18 protein-coding genes are annotated in these 19,206 nt (G+C 65.7%); 1 reads left to right on the top strand and 17 read right to left on the bottom strand.

The window, feature by feature from the left end:
- Positions 1 to 67: 67 nt before the first annotated feature.
- From JI664_RS18010 to JI664_RS18030, 5 genes are all read right to left on the bottom strand, one after another.
- Positions 68 to 721 carry a bactofilin family protein gene (locus JI664_RS18010; protein WP_207015155.1) on the bottom strand — a complete coding sequence of 218 codons (654 nt, stop codon included), beginning with the start codon at positions 719 to 721 and terminating at the stop codon, positions 68 to 70.
- Positions 711 to 2,042: a DUF5930 domain-containing protein gene (locus tag JI664_RS18015; RefSeq protein WP_207015156.1), complete on the bottom strand. Its 1,332-nt coding sequence runs from the start codon at positions 2,040 to 2,042 to the stop codon at positions 711 to 713. The genes JI664_RS18010 and JI664_RS18015 overlap by 11 nt, the downstream gene beginning before the upstream one ends.
- A 171-nt stretch (positions 2,043 to 2,213) precedes the next feature.
- Complete coding sequence (locus JI664_RS18020; RefSeq protein ID WP_207015157.1) at positions 2,214 to 3,092, bottom strand: ferritin-like domain-containing protein; 879 nt, start codon at positions 3,090 to 3,092, stop codon at positions 2,214 to 2,216.
- Positions 3,089 to 5,017 carry an acetyl-CoA carboxylase biotin carboxylase subunit gene (locus JI664_RS18025; RefSeq protein WP_207015158.1) on the bottom strand — a complete coding sequence of 643 codons (1,929 nt, stop codon included), beginning with the start codon at positions 5,015 to 5,017 and terminating at the stop codon, positions 3,089 to 3,091. Before JI664_RS18025 ends, JI664_RS18020 begins: the two co-directional genes overlap by 4 nt.
- A 132-nt stretch (positions 5,018 to 5,149) precedes the next feature.
- Complete coding sequence (locus JI664_RS18030) at positions 5,150 to 5,620, bottom strand: hypothetical protein (protein WP_207015159.1); 471 nt, start codon at positions 5,618 to 5,620, stop codon at positions 5,150 to 5,152.
- A 34-nt stretch (positions 5,621 to 5,654) separates the two neighbouring features.
- Between JI664_RS18030 and JI664_RS18035 the strand changes: the two genes are divergently transcribed.
- Positions 5,655 to 5,870, top strand: coding sequence for a hypothetical protein (locus JI664_RS18035; RefSeq protein ID WP_207015160.1), 216 nt, complete (start codon positions 5,655 to 5,657; stop codon positions 5,868 to 5,870).
- 35 nt (positions 5,871 to 5,905) lie between these two features.
- On the opposite strand, the gene JI664_RS18040 is transcribed toward JI664_RS18035, so the two are convergent.
- From JI664_RS18040 to JI664_RS18095, 12 genes are all read right to left on the bottom strand, one after another.
- On the bottom strand, positions 5,906 to 7,510 hold the full coding sequence (locus JI664_RS18040) for a carboxyl transferase domain-containing protein (RefSeq protein ID WP_207015161.1): 1,605 nt from the start codon (positions 7,508 to 7,510) through the stop codon (positions 5,906 to 5,908).
- Positions 7,507 to 9,069: an AMP-binding protein gene (locus JI664_RS18045; RefSeq protein ID WP_286174161.1), complete on the bottom strand. Its 1,563-nt coding sequence runs from the start codon at positions 9,067 to 9,069 to the stop codon at positions 7,507 to 7,509. The genes JI664_RS18040 and JI664_RS18045 overlap by 4 nt, the downstream gene beginning before the upstream one ends.
- Positions 9,066 to 9,593 carry a lysozyme inhibitor LprI family protein gene (locus tag JI664_RS18050; protein WP_207015162.1) on the bottom strand — a complete coding sequence of 176 codons (528 nt, stop codon included), beginning with the start codon at positions 9,591 to 9,593 and terminating at the stop codon, positions 9,066 to 9,068. The genes JI664_RS18045 and JI664_RS18050 overlap by 4 nt, the downstream gene beginning before the upstream one ends.
- 35 nt (positions 9,594 to 9,628) lie before the next feature.
- The gene (locus JI664_RS18055) at positions 9,629 to 10,789 is read right to left on the bottom strand and encodes an isovaleryl-CoA dehydrogenase (protein ID WP_207015163.1); all 1,161 of its coding nucleotides are present in this window, start codon (positions 10,787 to 10,789) and stop codon (positions 9,629 to 9,631) included.
- Between the two features lie 101 nt (positions 10,790 to 10,890).
- Positions 10,891 to 11,241, bottom strand: a complete 351-nt coding sequence (locus tag JI664_RS18060) for a hypothetical protein (protein WP_207015164.1) — start codon at positions 11,239 to 11,241, stop codon at positions 10,891 to 10,893.
- A 47-nt stretch (positions 11,242 to 11,288) separates the two neighbouring features.
- Positions 11,289 to 11,891: a LysE family translocator gene (locus JI664_RS18065; protein ID WP_207015165.1), complete on the bottom strand. Its 603-nt coding sequence runs from the start codon at positions 11,889 to 11,891 to the stop codon at positions 11,289 to 11,291.
- A gap of 70 nt (positions 11,892 to 11,961) precedes the next feature.
- A complete protein-coding gene (locus tag JI664_RS18070; protein WP_207015166.1) occupies positions 11,962 to 13,347 on the bottom strand; it encodes a TRAP transporter large permease in 1,386 nt (461 codons plus the stop codon).
- Between the two features lie 14 nt (positions 13,348 to 13,361).
- Positions 13,362 to 14,369, bottom strand: a complete 1,008-nt coding sequence (locus tag JI664_RS18075; RefSeq protein ID WP_207015167.1) for a TRAP transporter small permease subunit — start codon at positions 14,367 to 14,369, stop codon at positions 13,362 to 13,364.
- Between the two features lie 91 nt (positions 14,370 to 14,460).
- Positions 14,461 to 15,492 (bottom strand): TRAP transporter substrate-binding protein, encoded by a 1,032-nt coding sequence (locus tag JI664_RS18080; RefSeq protein WP_207015168.1) that lies wholly within the window; start codon positions 15,490 to 15,492, stop codon positions 14,461 to 14,463.
- 232 nt (positions 15,493 to 15,724) lie between these two features.
- Entirely contained in the window at positions 15,725 to 17,089 is a 1,365-nt protein-coding gene (locus tag JI664_RS18085; protein ID WP_207015228.1) for a cytochrome P450, read from the bottom strand.
- Between the two features lie 5 nt (positions 17,090 to 17,094).
- On the bottom strand, positions 17,095 to 18,312 hold the full coding sequence (locus JI664_RS18090; protein WP_207015169.1) for a lipase family protein: 1,218 nt from the start codon (positions 18,310 to 18,312) through the stop codon (positions 17,095 to 17,097).
- Positions 18,313 to 18,400: 88 nt separating this feature from the next.
- Positions 18,401 to 19,147 carry a cytochrome c biogenesis CcdA family protein gene (locus JI664_RS18095; protein WP_207015170.1) on the bottom strand — a complete coding sequence of 249 codons (747 nt, stop codon included), beginning with the start codon at positions 19,145 to 19,147 and terminating at the stop codon, positions 18,401 to 18,403.
- Positions 19,148 to 19,206: the final 59 nt, after the last annotated feature.

Genomic DNA, 19,206 nt, shown 5'->3' on the forward strand with positions numbered 1-19,206 from the left:
GGCCAGAAACGAAAAACGGGGGGCCTCTGTGGCCCCCCGTTCAAATTCACATAACCCGTATGACGGCTTACTTGCCGCCGGCTTTGCTGTCGACAGGCGCTTTGGGCGCCGACGAAGACGCACCGGACGGGGCCGAAGCAGGGCGCGCGGCAGCGGCGGCCGGAGCCGGGCTTTGCGCCGGGCGCGGCGAGGACGAGGCCTGCGGCTGCGCATTGCCCGAGCTGGCGCTCGGCGCCGACTGCGAGGCCTGCGCCAGCGGATCGTCCTGACGCTGAACCGATCCCTCGAAATGGGCGCCCGATTCAATGGCGATGGTCTTGTGGATGATGTCGCCTTCGACACGCGCGGTCGAGGTCAGGCGCACTTTCAGCCCGCGAACCCGACCGATGACGCGGCCGTTGATGACGATGTCGTCGGCGACGATCTCGCCGCGGATTGTGGCGCTTTCACCCACGGTGAGCAGATGCGCGCGGATATCGCCGTCGACGACACCCTCGATGACCACATCACCCGAGGTGCGCAGGTTGCCCGAGATCTGCAGATCGGCCGACAGGACCGAGGCAGCCGGCTTGCTTTTCGGAGCCCCGCCGGGCGCGGCAGAGCCGCCGAAGTCCATGTTGGGGCGCGACGCGGAAGAGGGTTGCGCGGGCGAAGACGATTCGGTCGGACGCGCCGCTTCAGGACGAGCGGCGGTCTCGTTGATCCTGCTCTTAGAAAACATTCTGTGCTGCCCTTATGTAGGTCATGGGATTGATGGGATCGCCGCCGACACGGATTTCGTAGTGCAGATGCGTCCCGGTGGAGCGGCCTGTCGAGCCCATACCACCGATACGCTCCCCGCGCGAGACTCTTTGGCCCTCGCTCACGGCGATACTACTCAAATGCGCATAACGCGTTTCGAACCCGAAGTCATGGCGGATCGTGATCATGTTGCCATAGCCGCTCTGGCGACCGGCGAACGTCACGACGCCATCCGCCGTGGCATGGATCGCGGTCCCGCGCGAGCCGCCCCAATCCTGCCCGGCATGAAGGCGACGCCCGCCATTGATCGGGTCGGTGCGGTAGCCGAAAGGCGAGGTCATCCGCGCCCCGTTGACTGGCAATGCGAAGGGCGTGCGGGCCAGCGCGATGCGATACATGTCGATTTCTTCCAGCGCGGCCAGAACCGAATTGGCGCGCACCTCGTCGCTCGCCGGGTCCAGCGTGCCCGAGGTCGAGATCGAGATCGGCTGCAGCGAGGCCGATTGCGACTGATAACCCGCGCGCACCTGCCGCAGCAACGTCTCGCTCGACAGGCCCGCCGCGTTGAACATCCGCTCGATCGGCTGGATCGACGCTTCGACCGCCTGTTCAAGCTGGGTGAAGATGCGCGTGTTGCGGTCCTGAATCAGCCGGTATTCCAGCGCCAGATGCTGCGCTTCGCGCGTGGCGCCCTCGGCCATGCCGCGGATCATTTCGCGCTCGGCGGCGGTGCGGTCCAAGGCGGTCAGCACGAAGTCCAGCGTCTGCTGAACCTCACCCAGATTCTCGTTCGCATCGGCAAGCTGGGCATTGGCGTCGAGCGCTTCCAGTTCGGCCACCCGCGTCAGCGCGTCGTCGCGTTCATCGAGCGCCGTGCTCAGCGTCGCCTGCAGCGCGTCGATACCGCGCGCCAGTTCCGCATTGCGCTGCTCGCCCGCCATCACCGTGGCCTGCATATGCGCCACGCGGTCCATCGCTTCGCCGAAACGGGCATGCGATTGCTGGGCTTCAGCCAGCGCGCGGTCGCGTTGCGCGGCCATGTCGTTGAGCCGGGTTTCGAAATAGGTCTGCTCGCGGCGGGTATTCTCGCGCAGGTCGTTCGAGCCGAGTATTTCGAAGAACAGGATCGAGGTCGCGACAAGGCTCCAGGCCATGTAGGCGACGGTGCCTGTCAGGATCACCGCCTGCGCCGTGGGTTTCAGCCGGACGAAACGAGTGGTCGTCTCCGAGCGGAGAAACAGACGGCGTTCAGGAAGATAGCGCTCAAGCGCGGCGTTCAGAGTATCGATCCAGGCCCCCACGGGTTCCCCTCACTTTATCCGGGCGATTTAACGCCTCTTCGACGCGTCAACGCGAAACCTTGAACTCTGTTAATCGCCAGACCTTTGCCTAGCAACCGTTTTGCCCATGTCGAATCGCCCCCATAGGCGGGTCTTGGCGCATTCGGCAAAAAACCGCCGAGTTTGAATCACTTACGCGTTTGCGTCGAAACGCTGAGTGTTCTCGCGATGTTCTTCCGTCAGCGGCCAGTAGAAATCGGGCGGGATCCCGGCCTCGGCGCGCTTTTCCTCGTTGAAGGGTGGTTTCAGCGCGCCGTGGAAATAGCGCTGCACCAGCCGGTGAAACGCGTCTTTCGGGTCCTCGTCATGACGCCCGCAGAGGAAGTGAAACCATTTCGAGCCATAGGCGACATGGCCCACTTCTTCGGCATAGATCGTCTCCAGCGCCGCGACCGCATCCTCGACCCCGGCCTTGCGAAAGAGCTCGATCATACCCGGCGTCACGTCGAGCCCGCGCGCTTCCAGCACCATCGGCACGACCGCCAACCGGCCCAGGAAATCGTCCTTGGTGTCCAGCGCCGCGCGCCACATGAACGCATGGGCGGGCAAGGCGCCGTAGGACGACCCCATGCTTTCCAGAACATCGCAGACAAGGTTGAAATGCTTGGATTCTTCCGCCGCCGACTTGACCCAGTCGTCATAGAACCCGATGGGCATCGTCACATCGGTGAAGCGCGCGATGATGTCCCAGTGCAGGTCCACGGCGTTCAGTTCGATATGCGCGACGGCGTGCAAAAGCGCGATCCGCCCGGCGGGCGAGCCCGGCCTGCGCCGGGGCATGTCGCGCGGATTCAGAAGCTCGGGCTTGTCGGGCCGCGCGGGCGTATCGGGGGGTGTGCCCTGCCCGACCGGCATCGGTTGGCCCGCCTTGCGCCCCTCGAACCATGCCTCAGCACAGCGTTTCGACAGCGCGGTTTTCGCGCGCCCGTCGGCCGTGTTCAGAACCGCCACCGCGCATTCGGCAAGGGTTGAGGGCAGTTCCGCAGGGGGTTGCGGGGGCAAGTCTGTCATTCATCCTCCAGCGCGATCAGCGCAGCGCCGGCCTCGACCTGATCGCCCGCCTGCGCCAAAATCTCGGCCACTTTTCCGTCGCGCCCGGCACTCAACGTGTGTTCCATCTTCATGGCTTCCAGAATCGCCAGACGCGCGCCCTTTTCCACCATATCGCCCGCCGAGACAAACACCGCCTTCACCAGCCCCGGCATCGGTGCCAGGACAACGCCCGCCCCCGCGCCCGCGACTTCAGCCACGCTCAGCGGGTCGGGGATGGTGAAGTGCAGCGTGCGCGCACCGAAGACGCTGACCGAGACCGGGCCCGTACGCGCCGCCTCGGGCGCCCGCGCGCCGTCGATCCACCACGCATCCGCACGCCGCTCGGCCTGAAGCGTCTCGTCGCCAACGGCCACCTGCCAGCCCGCACCCGCCCGCGACATCCGCACCGCGTAGCGATCATCGCCCTGCACCAAGTCAAGCGCCTGCGTCAGCGGCGCCCAGAGCGTGAAGCCGGTCAACGCATCGTCGCGCGGATCAAAGGCCGCCAGAGCCGCGCTTGCCACCTGCAGGGATGTCACCGGCTCCTGTGCTGTCAGAGCGTCGATATCGCGCCCGATCAGGCCGGTATCCACGTCGCCCGCCCGGAACCCTTCATGCCGCGTCAACGCGCCGAGGAATTCAAGATTGGTCACCGATCCCGCCACCTGCGTGCCCGACAAGGCCGCGCTCAGCCGCGACAGCGCCACCGCGCGGGTCGGGCCATGTGTGATCACCTTGGCGATCATCGGATCGTACCACGGGCTGATCGTATCGCCCTGACGCACGCCGGAATCGATGCGCGCGCCGTCGGGGAAAGCCAGCCGCGTCAGGGTTCCGGTCGCGGGCAGGAAGCCTGCGGGCACGTCCTCGGCATAAAGCCGGGCCTCAAACGCGTGGCCGGAGATGGTCAGATCCTCTTGCGCGCAAGGCAGGCTCTCGCCCGCCGCCACGCGCAACTGCCATTCGACCAGATCGACGCCGGTGATCAGCTCTGTGACCGGATGTTCGACCTGCAGGCGGGTGTTCATCTCCATGAACCAGAAGCCGTCGGGGCGCAGGCCCTGCGAGCCATCGACGATGAACTCGACCGTCCCCGCCCCTTTATAGCCGATGGCCTCGGCCGCGCGCACCGCCGCCTGCCCCATCGCCGCGCGCATGTCTTCCGTCATGCCGGGCGCGGGCGCTTCTTCGATCACCTTCTGGTGCCGACGCTGCAGCGAGCAATCGCGCTCGAACAGATGCACCGCTTTGGTGCCGTCACCGAAGACCTGCACCTCGATATGGCGCGGCTGCTCGATGTATTTCTCGATCAGGACCGCCGGGTTGCCGAAGGCCGTCGCGGCCTCGCCCTGCGCCGAGGCCAGCGCATCGGCGAAATCGCCCGCCCGCTCAACCAGCCGCATCCCCTTGCCGCCGCCGCCCGCCACGGCCTTGATCAGCACCGGATAGCCGATGGCGTCGGCCTGCTCTTGCAGATGCGCGGGATCCTGATCCTCGCCCATATAGCCCGGGACGATGGGTACACCCGCCTTCTCCATCAGCGCCTTGGCCGCGTCCTTGAGCCCCATCGCGCGGATCGCCTTTGCCGACGGACCGATGAACACAAGGCCCGCCGCTTCGACCGCGTCGACGAAATCGGGGTTTTCGGACAGGAAGCCATAGCCCGGATGGATCGCCTGCGCGCCAGTGGCGCGTGCGGCCTCGATGATCGCGTCGCCCCGCAGGTAGCTGTCCGCCGGACGCGGCCCGCCCAGACACACGGCGCTGTCGGCCATCGCAACATGCGCGGCCTGTGTATCGGCCTCGGAATAGACGGCGACGCAGCGCAGCCCCATCGATTGTGCGGTCTTGATCACGCGGCAGGCGATCTCGCCACGATTGGCAATCAGGATCGTGTCAAACATCACTCTCTCCGGTCAGACAGGAAAAACCGGCGCGCGAAACGCGGCCGGTTGAAGGACAGGGCAAACGCCATTCACCACCCGCGTCGGTGCGAGGGGACAGACGGCTAGGAAGGTCGGAAAATCCGCCCGCGCTTACGTGCAGAGATTGGCGGGCACCGGTGCTATGACCCGGTGAATGGGTCGATCGTCGAGATAGATCACCGTCAATCGCGCGCGCGGCTCGGTCACGAACCGCACCTGCGACGCCTGCCATAGCCGCGCCCGCAGCGCCACGCGCGAACGCAGGCCCCACCAAGCTTCGGTCAGACAGGACGCGCCCAGAAACGGCGGCGAGCTCAGCCCCATCACTTGATGCGGCAGAACCCCTTCGCCCGGGCAGGACAGTTGCACCGTGTCGCCATCCACGACCTGCACCAGCGCGCAGCCCTCGGCCTCGCGCGAAGCTCCGGCAAAGGCGGCAGCGACGGGCACGACCATGATGACCAGAAGCACCGCCGCGATATGGCGCACCAGCGAATCCTTGCGCTTCCGCTTCTTGCGGAATTCGCGTGTCATGCTGCGGCGCAGGCCGTTCAGATCCTCTTGCGACGGGCAATGTCGCATCGAGGAAAATCGGCGGGATGAGGCGGGTGCGTTCATGGTGATCAGAATCACCAGAAATCAAGGCGGGAATGCGGCGAAAGATGCCCGTTTCCGTGCCGAAAGCCTTGTATTGTTGGGGTTTAGCGCGTCCAAGGGGGCGTTTGGCACGCGCGACAGCCATGCCCGGCAGCAAGTTGCGAAAACGCTCCCGTTCCGCCATGCGAAACGGGAAAAAGTGGTTAGCGTCCCCGCGCTCTGGTCGCCGCGCTGATTCGTCTCTGCCGAGCCCGGACATGATCGCCCTCCTCACATCCGGAACACGCCGAACCGCGTGTCCTCGATCGGAGCGTTCAATGCCGCCGAAAGCGACAGCGCCAGAACCTGCCGGGTCTTGCGCGGATCGACGATGCCGTCGTCCCACAACCGGGCCGAGGCATAGAGCGGATGCGACTGGCGCTCGAACATCTCGATCGTGGGGCGTTTGAACTCGGCCTCGTCCTCGGCCGACCATGTTCCCCCCGCGCGCTCGATCCCGTCGCGCTTGACGGTGGCCAAAACGCCCGCCGCCTGCGCGCCCCCCATGACCGAGATCCGGCTATTGGGCCAGGTCCACAGGAAGCGCGGCTGATAGGCCCGGCCCGCCATGCCGTAATTCCCCGCCCCGAACGAGCCGCCCACGAGCATCGTGATCTTCGGCACCGAGGTCGTCGCCACCGCCGTCACCATCTTCGCCCCGTGACGCGCGATGCCTTCGTTCTCGTATTTCCGCCCGACCATGAAGCCGGTGATATTCTGCAAGAAAACCAAGGGGATCTTGCGCTGCGAACACAGTTCGACGAAATGCGCGCCCTTGATCGCGGCTTCCGAGAACAGCACGCCGTTATTGGCGACGATGCCCACCGGGTAACCCATCACATGCGCAAAGCCCGTGACCAGCGTCTCGCCGAAGCGCGGCTTGAACTCGTCGAAATAAGACCCGTCCACCACCCGCGCGATCACCTCGCGGATATCATAGGGCGTGCGCAGGTCGGCGGGCACGGCGCCGAGGATCTCGTCGGGGTCATAGGCGGGATCTTCGGGCGCCTGCATCAGCACGCTTTGTGGCTTGCGGCGGTTGAGCTGCGCCACCGCGCGCCGTGCCAGCGCCAGCGCATGGGCGTCGTCCTCGGCCAGATAATCCGCGACGCCCGACAGCCGCGTATGCACCTTGCCGCCGCCCAGATCCTCGGCGCTGACCACCTCGCCGGTCGCGGCCTTGACCAGCGGCGGCCCGGCCAGAAAGATCGTGCCCTGATCGCGCACGATGATCGTCACATCCGACATCGCGGGCACATAGGCGCCGCCGGCGGTACACGACCCCATCACCACGGCGATCTGCGGGATGCCGCGCGCCGACATGTTGGCCTGATTGTAGAAGATGCGCCCGAAATGATCGCGGTCGGGAAAGACCTCGTCCTGATTGGGCAGGTTAGCGCCACCGCTATCGACCAGATAGATGCAGGGCAGGTTGTTTTCCGCCGCGATTTCCTGCGCGCGCAGGTGTTTCTTGACGGTCATCGGGTAATAGGTGCCGCCCTTCACGGTGGCGTCGTTGCACACGACCATGACCTCTTGGCCATGCACCAGCCCGATCCCCGCAATCGCCCCCGCCCCGGGGGCCGCGCCGTCATACATCCCATGCGCCGCGACTGCGCCCACTTCCAGAAAGGGCGAACCGGGATCGAGCAGGTTCGCCACACGCTCGCGCGGGGGCATCTTGCCGCGCGACACATGCCGTGCGCGGGCTTTCTCGCCACCGCCCTCGGCCGCCAGAGCGGCCGCCTGCGCCACCTGTTCCAGCGCGTCGAGATGCGCGGCGCGGTTGGATTTGAACGCGTCCGAGCCGGTGAGGATTTGGGATGTCAGTTTCATGCGTCGCCCTCCAGCGCCCGTCGTTTCAGTTCCTTGCGGATGATCTTGCCCGTGACGGTCATCGGCAGCGCCGCCTCAAACCGGATCTCGCGCGGGACCAGATGGGCCGAGAGATGCTCGCGGACATGGGCGCGAAGCGCTTCCTCATCGGCCTCGGCTCCGTCCTTGAGCACAACATAGGCCCGCACCCTCTCGGTCCGCTCGGCATCGGGCACGCCAATCACCGCAGCCGACGCAACAGCGGCGTGGCGCAGCAGGCAATCCTCGATCTCGGCGGGGCCGATCCGGTAGCCGGCCGAAGTGATGACGTCATCCTCGCGCCCGACAAAGCGCAGATAACCCGCTTCCCACGCGCCCCGGTCGCCGGTGAGCATCCACTCGCCGCGAAATTTTTCGGCCGTGGCCTCGGCCCGGTTCCAGTAGGCCAGAAACAATGAGGCCGCGCCCCGCCGGATGGCGATATCCCCCTCGCCCCGGTCGATGGGCCCGTCCGGCCCCAGCACCGCCAGATCGAACCCCGGCACCGGCTTGCCGATGCAGCCCGGACGCGGCGCGAAAAGGGAGGCGGCAGACGACGCCACCATGTTGCATTCGGTCTGGCCGTAGAATTCGTTGATCGTCAGCCCAAAAGCCCGCTGGCCCCAGTCGAGCATTTCGGCGCCCAAGGGCTCACCTCCTGAGGCGACCGAGCGCAGGCCCGGCAGCGCCATGTCCGAGGCCCTGAGCATCCGCAAAGCAGTCGGCGGGAAGAACACGTTGCGCACCGTGCCCGCGCGGATCACGTCGCGCGCGGCCTCGGGCGTGAATTTCGCCAACCGCGCCGCGACCACCGGCACCCCCAGCGCCAGCCCCGGCATCAGCACGTCGAACAGACCGCCGATCCACGCCCAGTCAGCGGGCGTCCAAAGCACGTCGCCGGGCTGACCCAGCCGGTCATGGCTGATCTCGACACCCGGCAGATGGCCGGTCAGCACGCGATGTCCGTGCAGTGCGCCCTTGGGTGCGCCCGTTGTGCCCGAAGTGTAGATCAATACCGCCGGGTCTTCGGGTCCGGTCTGCGCGCCGGGATGGCGCCCGGCCACGCTGACCGGCATGTCCGACAGGTGCAGAACCTCCACGCCCAGCCCGTTCAGCAAGGGCCCGCCTTCGTCATCCGTGACGACCAGCGCCGCGCCGGAATCCTCGATCCGGACCGCCAGCGCGTCGTGCCGGAACAGCGTGAACAACGGCACCGAGATTGCGCCGATCCGCCAACAGGCAATATGGACCGCCGCTGTCCATGGCGACTGGCTGAGCAGCACACCCACCCGGTCCCCCTGCCCGACGCCATGCGCATGAAGCGCGGCCTCGGCGCGCAGCGACAGGGTCTGCAAGTCGCCATAGCTGACATCGCGCCGCGCGCCCTGCGTCAGGTCGATAATCGCCAGCCGCTCGGGGTCGCGTTCGACCCAGTCGTCGCAAATCTGCGCCGCCATATTCAGCCGTGCGGGCAAGGCCCAGCGGAAGTCCCGGCGCAGACTTTCATGATCCCCGGTCGCGGCCAGCATCGGGCGGGTCATCGGTTGCCGAAGCCCCCGGCATAGGCGCGCAGATCCAGCGTACGCTCGGCGGTCATGTCCAGAAGACACGACGACCCCGCCGTCATCCGCATCGAGCCCGATCCCCATTGGGCGTATTCCATCGCGCAATTGGCGTCGCGATAGGCAATCCACGCCCGCTGCGCTTCCAACAGGGTTTCGGCCGCGCGCTGGAACTCCGGCTGCGTCTCGGCCGTGTCGCCCTGCCGCGCAACGTCGCGGGCGCGCTGGTACTCCGCGTTCAGCAGCACGTCCCAAGCGGCGGCCTCGGCCTGTGCGCATTGCATCATGCCGACCGTGGTCTGGCCGTCGGGCGCACCCTCCATGCAGGCCTGCGTGCCGATGCCGATACACGCGCGCGCATCCTCGAGCGAGGCGGCGCTGACAACGCAATCCGAGACACGGCCCATGTAGCTGTCATAGGGCGCCTCGGCCTGCGCGGGACCGCCGAGGGCTAGGGTCGCTAGCACCCCCAGGATCGGGCGGATAGGGACAGATCGGGTCATTGGCATCGCTCCTTCATGTCGGGCAAGCGGACGGCTTACATCGCCGCCATCAACTCGCGCCCGACCAGCATACGCCGGATTTCGCTGGTGCCGGCGCCGATCTCCATCAACTTTGCGTCGCGGAACAGCCGCGAGACCGCTGAATCGTTCATGAAACCCGCGCCGCCCATGGCCTGAACCGCCTGATGTGCCTGCACCATCGCCTGTTCGCTGGCATAAAGGCAGCAGGCGGCGGCATCGGCGCGCGTCACCTCGCCCCGGTCGCAGGCCTTGGCGACCTCGTAGACATAGGCGCGCGACGAGTTCATCGCCGTGTACATATCGGCGATCTTGCCCTGCATGAGCTGGAAATTCCCGATGGGCTGCCCGAACTGCTTGCGCTCTTTCATATAAGGCATGACCTCGTCGAGGCAGGCGGCGATGATCCCCGGCCCGATGGCCGCCAGCACCACGCGCTCGTAATCGAGGCCCGACATCAGGACACGAACGCCCTTGCCCTCTTCGCCGAGGATATTCTCATAAGGAACTTCGACATTCTCGAAGACCAGTTCGGCGGTGTTCGAGCCGCGCATCCCCAGCTTGTCGAAATGCGGCGAGGTCGAGAAACCCGCCATGCTCTTTTCGATAAGGAACGCCGTGATCCCCTTCGATCCCGCCTGCGGGTCGGTCTTGGCATAGACCACCAGCGTGTCGGCATCGGGGCCGTTGGTGATCCAGTATTTCGTCCCGTTCAGGACGAAGCGGTCGTTCTTCTTCTCGGCCCGCAGCGTCATCGACACCACGTCCGACCCCGCGCCCGCTTCGGACATCGCCAGCGCGCCGATGGCCTGACCGCTGACCAGACCGGGCAGGTATTTCGCCTTCTGCTCGGGCGAGCCGTTCAGCTTGATCTGGTTGACGCACAGGTTGGAATGCGCGCCGTAGCTCAGACTGACCGAGGCCGAGGCGCGCGCGATTTCCTCCACCGCGACGGCATGGGCCAGATAGCCCATTCCCGCCCCGCCATATTCCTCGGAGACGGTGATCCCCAGAAGCCCCAGCTCGCCCATTTCGGGCCACAGCTCGTTGGGGAACGCGTTGGTGCGGTCGATATCCGCCGCCATCGGCTTCACGCGGTCCTGCGCCCAGCGATGGACCGTGTCGCGCAATGCGTTCACGTCCTCGCCCAGATCGAACGTCATGGATGCGGCAAACATGCCCTCTCCTCCCCGAATTGAACACTCGTTCAATAAACCCGGAGAGCGGGATTCGGTCAAATGAAAAACCGTGTCCGCGCTTCGTGACGCTGCGGCTGACCCTATTGCGACCGCCACGGGCGGTGCTGCGCGCGCCCCCGGCCCTTGCGATCTTCGACTGGATTGTCATCGAGCCATGCGCGCTCGGCCTGCCGTTCGGCCCGGCGCTCGGCCGCGTTCTCAGTCCCCCAGTGGCGCGGCCGGGTCTGAAGACCTTCGGGTTGGCTTGCTGCATCTTCGGGCTGATCGGCCAGCGCCTGCCGGTCGGCGCGACGGACCTGCCGGTTCGCCATCGCCTTGATCCGCGGCGCGTTTTTGCGCGCGGCCTTGTCCGAGGAATTCGCGGCAATCTTGCGCTGACGTTTGCGGTCGCGCTCTTTCTCGGCCTTGGGATCTCGTCTGTCGTCGCTCATGGGCGCATCGGGCCACGGACAGCCCGGCGCCTCAAGAAAAAACCGCGTTACCGGAAAACCAGAAGCGCGGTGAAGCCCAGAAGCACCGCCATGATCCGCAGGAACACCTTCCACGCGCGTGGCGCGGCCAGTAGTGCGGTCAGCAAGGTGCCGGCGCCGGTCCAGAACAGGCAGACGAGCAGGTTGAGCGACGAAAACGCCGTGGCCAGCCGTGCGGCTTCGAACCACGCCACTTGCCCCGCGCCGTAGCCCGCCGAAGCGGCGAAAGCCACGGCCCAGACCTTGGGGTTGATCCATTGGAAAAGCACCGCGCCCCTGAAGCTGAGCGGCTTCGCATCGGGGCCATCCGCCGCGCGGGGCCGGCCCGAGGCGCGCCACAGCCCCCACGCCATCCACAGGATGAAGCCCCCCGCGCCCAGCCGCAGGATCAGGTTCAAAAGCGATGAGGCCTGCACCGCAGCCCCCACGCCCATCGCCGTGACGCCGGCGGTGATGCCCACGCCCACCACCACGCCGAACAGATGCGGCAATGTGCGCCAGAAACCGAAGCGCGCGCCCGATGCGGTCAGCATGATGACGTTCGGTCCGGGTGTGAACAGGCCCAGAAACACGAAACCGTAAAGCAGCGGATCGAAGAAAAGATGCAGCATGGCGCAGTCCCTAAACGAGAACGGGCGGCGGTATTCCCGCCGCCCGCCCGGATGATCCGGTCTGCCGGTTCTAGCCGCCCAGAGCGAAGCTTGGCAACCACAGAACCAGCGCAGGGAAGAAGACGCACAGCGCCAGACCCAGCACCTGCAGCAGCACGAAGGGGATGATGCCCGCATAGATCTGCTGGATTTTCACCTCGGGCGGCGCCACGCCCTTCAGATAGAACAGCGCAAACCCGAAGGGCGGTGTCAGGAAGCTGGTTTGCAGGTTCACCGCGACAAGGATCAGGAACCAGATCACGATGGGCGTCGACACACCGTCCCAGACGCCGACATGGCCGCCGAAATCCAGAAGCGCGACGATCGGCGCGAAGATCGGCAGCACGATCAGGGTGATCTCGATCCAGTCGAAGAAGAACCCCAGCGCGAAAACCATCGCCATCAGCACGAACAGGATCGACCACGGACCCGCCGACGAGCTTTCGATGAACTCGATGATCAGCTCTTCCCCGCCGATCGACTTGAACACGAAACTGAACGCGGTAGCGCCGACGAAGATGCCGAACAGCATGGCACCGGTCAGCGCCGAGCGCACGCAGACATCCATCAGCGTCGCCCAGTTCAGGCGGCGGTTGAACGCGGCCAGCACGACCGAGCCCGCAGCCCCCACGCCCGACGCCTCGGTCGGGGTGGCGATCCCCGCGAAGATCGAGCCCAGCACCGCCACGATCAGCAGGATCGGCGGCAGGAATGAACGGAAGATCATCCGCCAGAACTCTGCCCGCGTCGAGGGGCCGATATCCTCGGCCATGGGCGGTGCCAGATGCGGTTTCCAGCGGCACAGGAAGAAGATGTAGAACGTGTAGAGCAGCGCCAGAAGCAGCCCCGGCACGATGGCGGCGATGAAGACCGTCCCCACCGGCACCGACAGCAGGTCCGACATGATGACCAGCATGATCGACGGCGGGATCAGGATGCCCAGCGTCCCCGAAGCGGCAATCGTGCCGGTGGCCAGTGGGATCGAGTAATTCGCCTTCATCATCACCGGCAGCGCCATCAGCGTCATCATCACGACCGACGCGCCGATGATCCCCGTGGTCGCGGCCATGATCGTGCCCATCAGCGTGACCGACAGTGCAAGCCCACCGGGCACCCGGCGCAGCAGCACCTGCAGCGCTTCCAGCAGATCCGTGGCGACGCCGGATTTCTCCAGCATCGTGCCCATGAAGGTGAACATCGGGATCGCCACCAACACCAGCGACGCCATCGTCCCGCCATAGATCCTGAGCGGGATCAGCTGGATCTGATCCAGCCTGAACACGCCCGCCCAGTCGCCCAGAACGGCGAAGACCAGCGCGATGCCGCCCAGAATGAAGGCCACGGGATAGCCGGTGAACAGCACCACGGCGAGCACCGCGAACATGATCAGCGGCATGTAGTGAATGAGAGTATCCATGCTCTTGTTTCCGATCAGGCCTCGGCCGTCTGGCCGTTGGTTTCAGTATCGCCGGCATATTGCCCGGCCTGCAGCCGCAGGCGCATCGGCCCGAACAGATAAACGACGCATTTGAACGCTGCCGACAGCGCGGCCAGCGCCACGAAGACGAAGCCCGCAGGCAGCATTCCCTTGACGATGAAGCGGTGCGGCAGGCCCGTCAGCGCGTCCGAGCCTTCGCCGATATTGTAGGCCCGCATCGCGTTCTCGACGCCGTATTCCATGACCACGTAGCAATAGGGCACCATGAACAGCATCGCCCCGAGCAGCTCGATCCACGCGCGCATCCGGGGCCGCATCATGTCGCGCACCAGTTCGATGCGAACATGCGCATCGCGGACATAGCCAAACCCCAGCGCGAACAGGAACAGCGCCGCATGCAGATGCCATTCCATCTCTTGCAGCCGGGTCGAGGTGAACATCCGGTACCAGTCGGTCTGCGTGAAATCCGGGCTCCAGCCCAGATATTTCCGCTGCGCGACGTCATAGAGGATGATGATCATCATCGGGATGAACAGCAGCGCAGCGGTCTTGCCGACCATGGTGCAGGCGCGCGCCAGTTGGTTCGAGGCATCGAGCAGGTATTGCGCCCATCCCTCGCGCGCGCCGCGAAGCGCCAGAATCGCGATGACCGCGAAGAAGATCGTCACGGCAATCAACAGAGGCATCGCGTAATCGACCAGCGGCGCGAAGAAATCGAGCGTGCGCTGCGCCTCTTCCCAGCCGTCGCGCTCGCGCCGGACGATGCGTTCGAGCGCGCGTATATCCGAGCGTTGCAGCGCCAGCGGCGTGGCCACCATGACCGAGGCCCAGCCCAGAAGCGTCGCGGCCGAGAACCAGCCGGGCTGCGCGCGCAGAAGCCACGCGCCCAGATGCGACACAAGGATGGCCCCCAGCGCATAGAAGACCCAAAGCGAGGTTGGATCGACCACGACGATGACAGCCGAGGCCGCGATGGTGATGATCGACAAAAGCGTACCCATGACGGTGCAGCCTCTCGATGTTTGCAAGGAAAGTGCCAAGAAAGGGGCATCCCGCACGCGGGATGCCCCAAAGTCTCAGGACGTCAGACGATCAGTCCAGATAGCCGATCTCGCGCCACCGGGCATAGTTCTGCCGGAAGGTCGAGTAGCTCTCGTAGACGCGCGCGAAATCCTCGTCCTCGGCCACCAGCTCGGCGGCAACCTCGTCCCAGGCGGCTTCCAGCGCGGCCAGATCTTCGTCCGACCACTGGCGGATATTCACGCCATGCTCTTCTTCCAGCTCACGCAGCGCGTCGAATTGCAGCGCCTCGCCCTCGGCCAGACCATAGGCGATATTGGCGTCGCAGACGGTCTCGATGGCGAATTGCGTGTCCTCGTCCAGCTCTTCCCACAGATCAAGGTTGATCATCAGGTCGAAGAAGGTCGATTGCTGGTGCCAGCCGGGGAAATAGTAATAGCTGGCGACCTGATAGAAGCCCAGATTGAGGTCGATGGCGGGCATCGAGAACTCGGTCGCGTCGATCGTGCCCAGTTCCAGCGCCGGGAAGATGTCACCGCCAGCCAGAAGCTGGGTCGACACGCCCATACGCTCCATGACCTTGGCGCCCAGACCGAAGAAGCGCATCGACAGGCCGCGCAAATCCTCGACCGAGTTGATCTCTTCGCGGAACCAGCCAGAGGCCTCGGGCGCGATGACGGCGCAGATGATCGACTTGATGTTGTGCGGCTCGTAAAGCTCTTCGAGGAATTCCTCGCCGCCGCCGAATTTCAGCCAGGCGAGGTATTCACCCGCCTGCGGACCGAACGGGACGGCGGCCAGAAGCTGCAGCGCGGGAACGCGACCCGCCCAATAGCCCGGCGTCGACCAGCCGGCCTCGACCGCGCCCGACCCCACCGCGTCGAACACTTCCAGCGCCGGCACGACACCACCGGGATTCTGGAACGTCACTTCGATTTCGCCGCCGGTGATGCGGGTGATCTGGTCGGCGATGCGCTGGCCCAGCGTGCCAAGCTGCGGCAGCGAGCCGGGATAGGTCGATTGCAGGTTCCAGCTTTGCTGCGCCTGTGCGCCGCCCGCAAACATACCGGCGACCAGCGCCGTGGTGGTCAGAATTTTTTTCATGTCTCTCTCCCTGTTGACGGAAATCCCGTGGAAAACTCCCCTTTTCCCCGGCCGCCTTTTCTTCTCTCGAACCATGACGAAGTGCCAAGTCAGACGGGTTTTGCAGCGCGCCGCGCCCTTGCCCCGTTCACAGATTCTTCGTCACTGCCTCAAGAGGTAAAATAATCTTACCAATCTGTCCAAGAAAAACTCTTACCAACTGGCAATTTTGCAAATCGTTTCACACGATTGCTCAGCGATCGCGCAGCGCAAGCGTCAGCCTGATCCCGTCGCGCGCACGCACCGTCAGCTGCGCCACGGGCACCGGCGCGGGGCCCGGCGCCGGCGTGATCCGGAAGGCCCGCGCGATCTGTGCCAGCATCAGCGGCCCCTCGATCATCGCGAAGCCCGCCCCCGGGCAGGCCCTTGGTCCAGCCGAAAACGGAATGAACCCGTCACGCGCCGCCGCGCGCCCCTCGGCGCTTTGCCAACGCGCGGGACAGAACGCATCGGGCGCGTCCCAGATGTCCTGATGCCGTCCCAGATGCCAAGGCGAGATCACCACCTGCGCCCCCTTCCCGACCCGTCGGCCCCGGAACGTCACCGGGCAACCCGCCTCGCGCACCATCATCGGCACGGGCGGATACAGCCGCAGCGCCTCGCGGAACACGTCGCGCGCTTGTTTCAACCGGCTCACCGCGCCGAAATCGGGTGCCGCGCCCAGCACGCTCGCGGCCTCTTGAGCGACCGCTTCCTGCAGTTCGGGATCGAGCGCCAGCAGGTACAGAGCCCAGCCCAGAACCGAGGCCGAGGTCTCGTGCCCGGCAAGGAAAAACACCGCCACCTGATCGACCATCTCGTCATCATCGAAGCCCCGCCCATCCAAGGGATCGGCCATCGTCATGATCTTGGTCGCCAGATCGTCGGGCGCACGCCCTTCCGCGATGGCGATCCTGCGCGCCTTGACCAACTGGCGGATCTGGTCGCGGATCCGCCGCGCCGCCCGCCGCGTCGTGCGCCGGTGAAAGCGCGGCATCCAGCGCGGCAGCGGTAGAAAGGCCGCGAGGTTCAGCAAGGGCTGCGTGCGCTGGTAGTCGCGAAAAGCCGCGTAGACCCCGCTGGCAACCGCGTCCTCAATGGGCACCGAGAACAGCGTGCGGAAGATCACATCCGCCGTCGCGTGGCTCATCTGCGCCTCGATCTCGACAGGGGTGTCGCCCGCCAGCGCCCCGAGTCGGGCGACCGCCGCCTGCCCCGCCGCCAGCATTGCCGGAAAGGTGTCGCGCAACCGCCCGCCCTCGAAAGCCGGGTCGATGATCCGCCGCTGACGCTGCCAGAGCGCGCCGTTGCTCAGAAACACCCCCTGCCCCAGCAACGGCTCAAGCCCCGCCGCCATACGCGGCGATTTGGGGAAATCCGCAGGGTCCTCGATCAGCACCCGGCGCCAGAGCGCGGGTTCGTTGGTCAGGAACGTGTGCAGAAAGGGCAGCCGGAACTCGGCCATCTTGGCCCGGTAAAGCCGTTCGGGATTGGCGCTGAGAATGTCGCGCCGAAACGCCCGCAGATAGCGCCAGAAGGCAAACCGCCCGTCGCGCGAGGCGGGTTTGGGCGGCAGGATCGGGCTCACATCACGCTCCGATGCGGCGAATAGACCCGCCGTTCGACCTGCGGCGAGGCCATGCGCCCGCGGTATCGGTCGGCCAGCAACAAAGGACCGGCGGTGATCTGGAAATAATCGTAATCACGCGGACGTTCGAAACAGGCGAGATACTGGATATGCAGGCGGAAGAATTGCCGCCGTATCTGCCGCCATTTCTCGGGCGAGACGGTCTCGGAAAACGCCGCGCTGAAGACAAGCGGATTGACCGGGGTTTCGGGCGCCACGCCGCAAACAGCGGGCGGATCGGTCAGCCAGAAACACACGCCGTCGCCCCTTGCCGTGACATCGACCCATGTCACGGACTCGCTTTGCGCCAGCTGATTGAGATCGGCGCGCAGCCGCGTGGCCTCGGGCAGGAACCCCTGCATCGGGATCGCCTGCCCCAATGTCAGCAGCGCCAGCCGCGCACCGTCCTCGGGCAAGCCCCTCCGCTCGACCGCCGCCGCCAGCGTCACCGCCAGCGCCGCGCCCGAGGAATGGCCGACGATCAGCACCTCATCATTGCCGTCGCGCAGGGCCGCCGAGACCTCGTCCGCGAAAGCCTCGAGCCGTTCGGACAGATCCGCGCCATAGCCGCCGCGATGCGCCGCCACCTGCGCGAAATCATAGAGCATGTAATAGGCAAAGAACTTGGTATCGAGCCTGCGAAACCCGATCAGGATCGCCGCCATGGCGCCCGCACCCAGAGCGACCCCCACCAGATGCCCCACCCATCCGCCGATCAGCGCGTGGGCAGCCCACCACACCGCGCCAAAGCCCAGCAGGGCCACCAGCATCTGCGCGCTCAGCATTCCCACGGGCCACGCACCCGTCAGCATCGGGCCGGGCCGCAACCGGATCATCGCCTTCAGTGCGCCGGTCGAGAAGAAGATCCACAGCGTCCGCACCATCAGCAGATAGGTGGCCAGAATTCCGCGCCGCATCGAGGCCTGCACAAGGTCCGACCAGACCAGCACGCGCACACGCGCCTCGGTCTCGGCCCCGTCGATCCGGGTGCGCACTTTCCAGACGTAAAGCCCGCTGCCCGTCTCGGCTTCCATCGACAGCGAATAGCCCGAGATATCGGCCTGCGCCGCGCCTTCCTTGCGATAGAACTCGCGGTAGCGCCGGGGCGGGAACGGGTCATAGCCGGGCACGTAGAACACCCGCCGCTTGCGCACCCTTACCTGCCCGTCACCCATGCTACCCTCACGCGTTTTCAACACGCTACGCGAAAACGAAAGGCGCGCAAACCCGCCCCGTCACCTTGTCGCAAAGACTCAGACGACCTCAGCCGATCCGCCCCAGCGCCGGGAAGATGTCGAGCAGCCAGAACGAGAAATCGGCCAGCCAGCCGGTGATCAGCGCGAGCCCGACCAGCACCAGCAACGCGCCCATCACCTTTTCGACCACGCCCATCCACGGCTTGATGCGATTCATCACGCCCATCGCGCGGGTGATGAAGATCGCGGCCAGCAGGAAGGGCAGGCCCAGCCCCACCGCATAGGCCGCCAGCAGCCCGGTGCCGCGCGCCACCGACCCTTCGGTCGCGGCCAGCGTGATGATCATGCCCAGAATAGGCCCGATGCACGGCGTCCAGCCAAAGGCAAAGGCCAGTCCCAGCATATAGGCGCCGAAGGCCGAGCCGCCCTTGCCCCCTTCGAACCGGGCTTCGCGCATCAGGAATGACAGCCGGAACAAACCGAGGAAATGCAGGCCCATCACCATGACGACGACGCCCGCGGCCATGGCGAATTCCTGTCGGTAGGCCAGAAAAAGCCGCCCCAGCGACGAGGCGGTGAAGCCCAGAAACAGGAACACCGTGCTCAGCCCCATGACGAAGAACAAAGCCGGGATCGTCGCCGGGCTCATGCCACGGCTTTCGGTCAGGTCGCGCATCGAGATACCCGACATATAGGCCAGATAGGGCGGCACGATGGGCAGCACGCAGGGGCTGAGAAAGGACAGCAGCCCCGCCGCCAGAGCCACGATCAGGGCGGGCAGCAAGGCTGCGTCGAACAGGTCGATCCCGAACATGGCGTGGCGTCTCCCGGCTGTGTCTTGAGGGCGCGATCCGGATGCGGACCCCTGCCCCT

Origin of the sequence: Rhodobacter sp. NTK016B (genome assembly GCF_017303295.1) — a bacterium.
Lineage (GTDB): Bacteria > Pseudomonadota > Alphaproteobacteria > Rhodobacterales > Rhodobacteraceae > Pararhodobacter.

Bases quoted from the DNA above. Each gene is read 5' to 3' on its own strand.
- JI664_RS18010 (WP_207015155.1), bottom strand. From the start codon at position 721: ATGTTTTCTAAGAGCAGGATCAACGAGACCGCCGCTCGTCCTGAAGCG.
- JI664_RS18020 (WP_207015157.1), bottom strand. From the start codon at position 3,092: ATGACAGACTTGCCCCCGCAACCCCCTGCGGAACTGCCCTCAACCCTT.
- JI664_RS18025 (WP_207015158.1), bottom strand. From the start codon at position 5,017: ATGTTTGACACGATCCTGATTGCCAATCGTGGCGAGATCGCCTGCCGC.
- JI664_RS18030 (WP_207015159.1), bottom strand. From the start codon at position 5,620: ATGCGACATTGCCCGTCGCAAGAGGATCTGAACGGCCTGCGCCGCAGC.
- JI664_RS18035 (WP_207015160.1), top strand. From the start codon at position 5,655: ATGGTGATCAGAATCACCAGAAATCAAGGCGGGAATGCGGCGAAAGAT.
- JI664_RS18040 (WP_207015161.1), bottom strand. From the start codon at position 7,510: ATGAAACTGACATCCCAAATCCTCACCGGCTCGGACGCGTTCAAATCC.
- JI664_RS18045 (WP_286174161.1), bottom strand. From the start codon at position 9,069: ATGACCCGCCCGATGCTGGCCGCGACCGGGGATCATGAAAGTCTGCGC.
- JI664_RS18050 (WP_207015162.1), bottom strand. From the start codon at position 9,593: ATGACCCGATCTGTCCCTATCCGCCCGATCCTGGGGGTGCTAGCGACC.
- JI664_RS18055 (WP_207015163.1), bottom strand. From the start codon at position 10,789: ATGTTTGCCGCATCCATGACGTTCGATCTGGGCGAGGACGTGAACGCA.
- JI664_RS18060 (WP_207015164.1), bottom strand. From the start codon at position 11,241: ATGAGCGACGACAGACGAGATCCCAAGGCCGAGAAAGAGCGCGACCGC.
- JI664_RS18065 (WP_207015165.1), bottom strand. From the start codon at position 11,891: ATGCTGCATCTTTTCTTCGATCCGCTGCTTTACGGTTTCGTGTTTCTG.
- JI664_RS18070 (WP_207015166.1), bottom strand. From the start codon at position 13,347: ATGGATACTCTCATTCACTACATGCCGCTGATCATGTTCGCGGTGCTC.
- JI664_RS18075 (WP_207015167.1), bottom strand. From the start codon at position 14,369: ATGGGTACGCTTTTGTCGATCATCACCATCGCGGCCTCGGCTGTCATC.
- JI664_RS18080 (WP_207015168.1), bottom strand. From the start codon at position 15,492: ATGAAAAAAATTCTGACCACCACGGCGCTGGTCGCCGGTATGTTTGCG.
- JI664_RS18090 (WP_207015169.1), bottom strand. From the start codon at position 18,312: ATGGGTGACGGGCAGGTAAGGGTGCGCAAGCGGCGGGTGTTCTACGTG.
- JI664_RS18095 (WP_207015170.1), bottom strand. From the start codon at position 19,147: ATGTTCGGGATCGACCTGTTCGACGCAGCCTTGCTGCCCGCCCTGATC.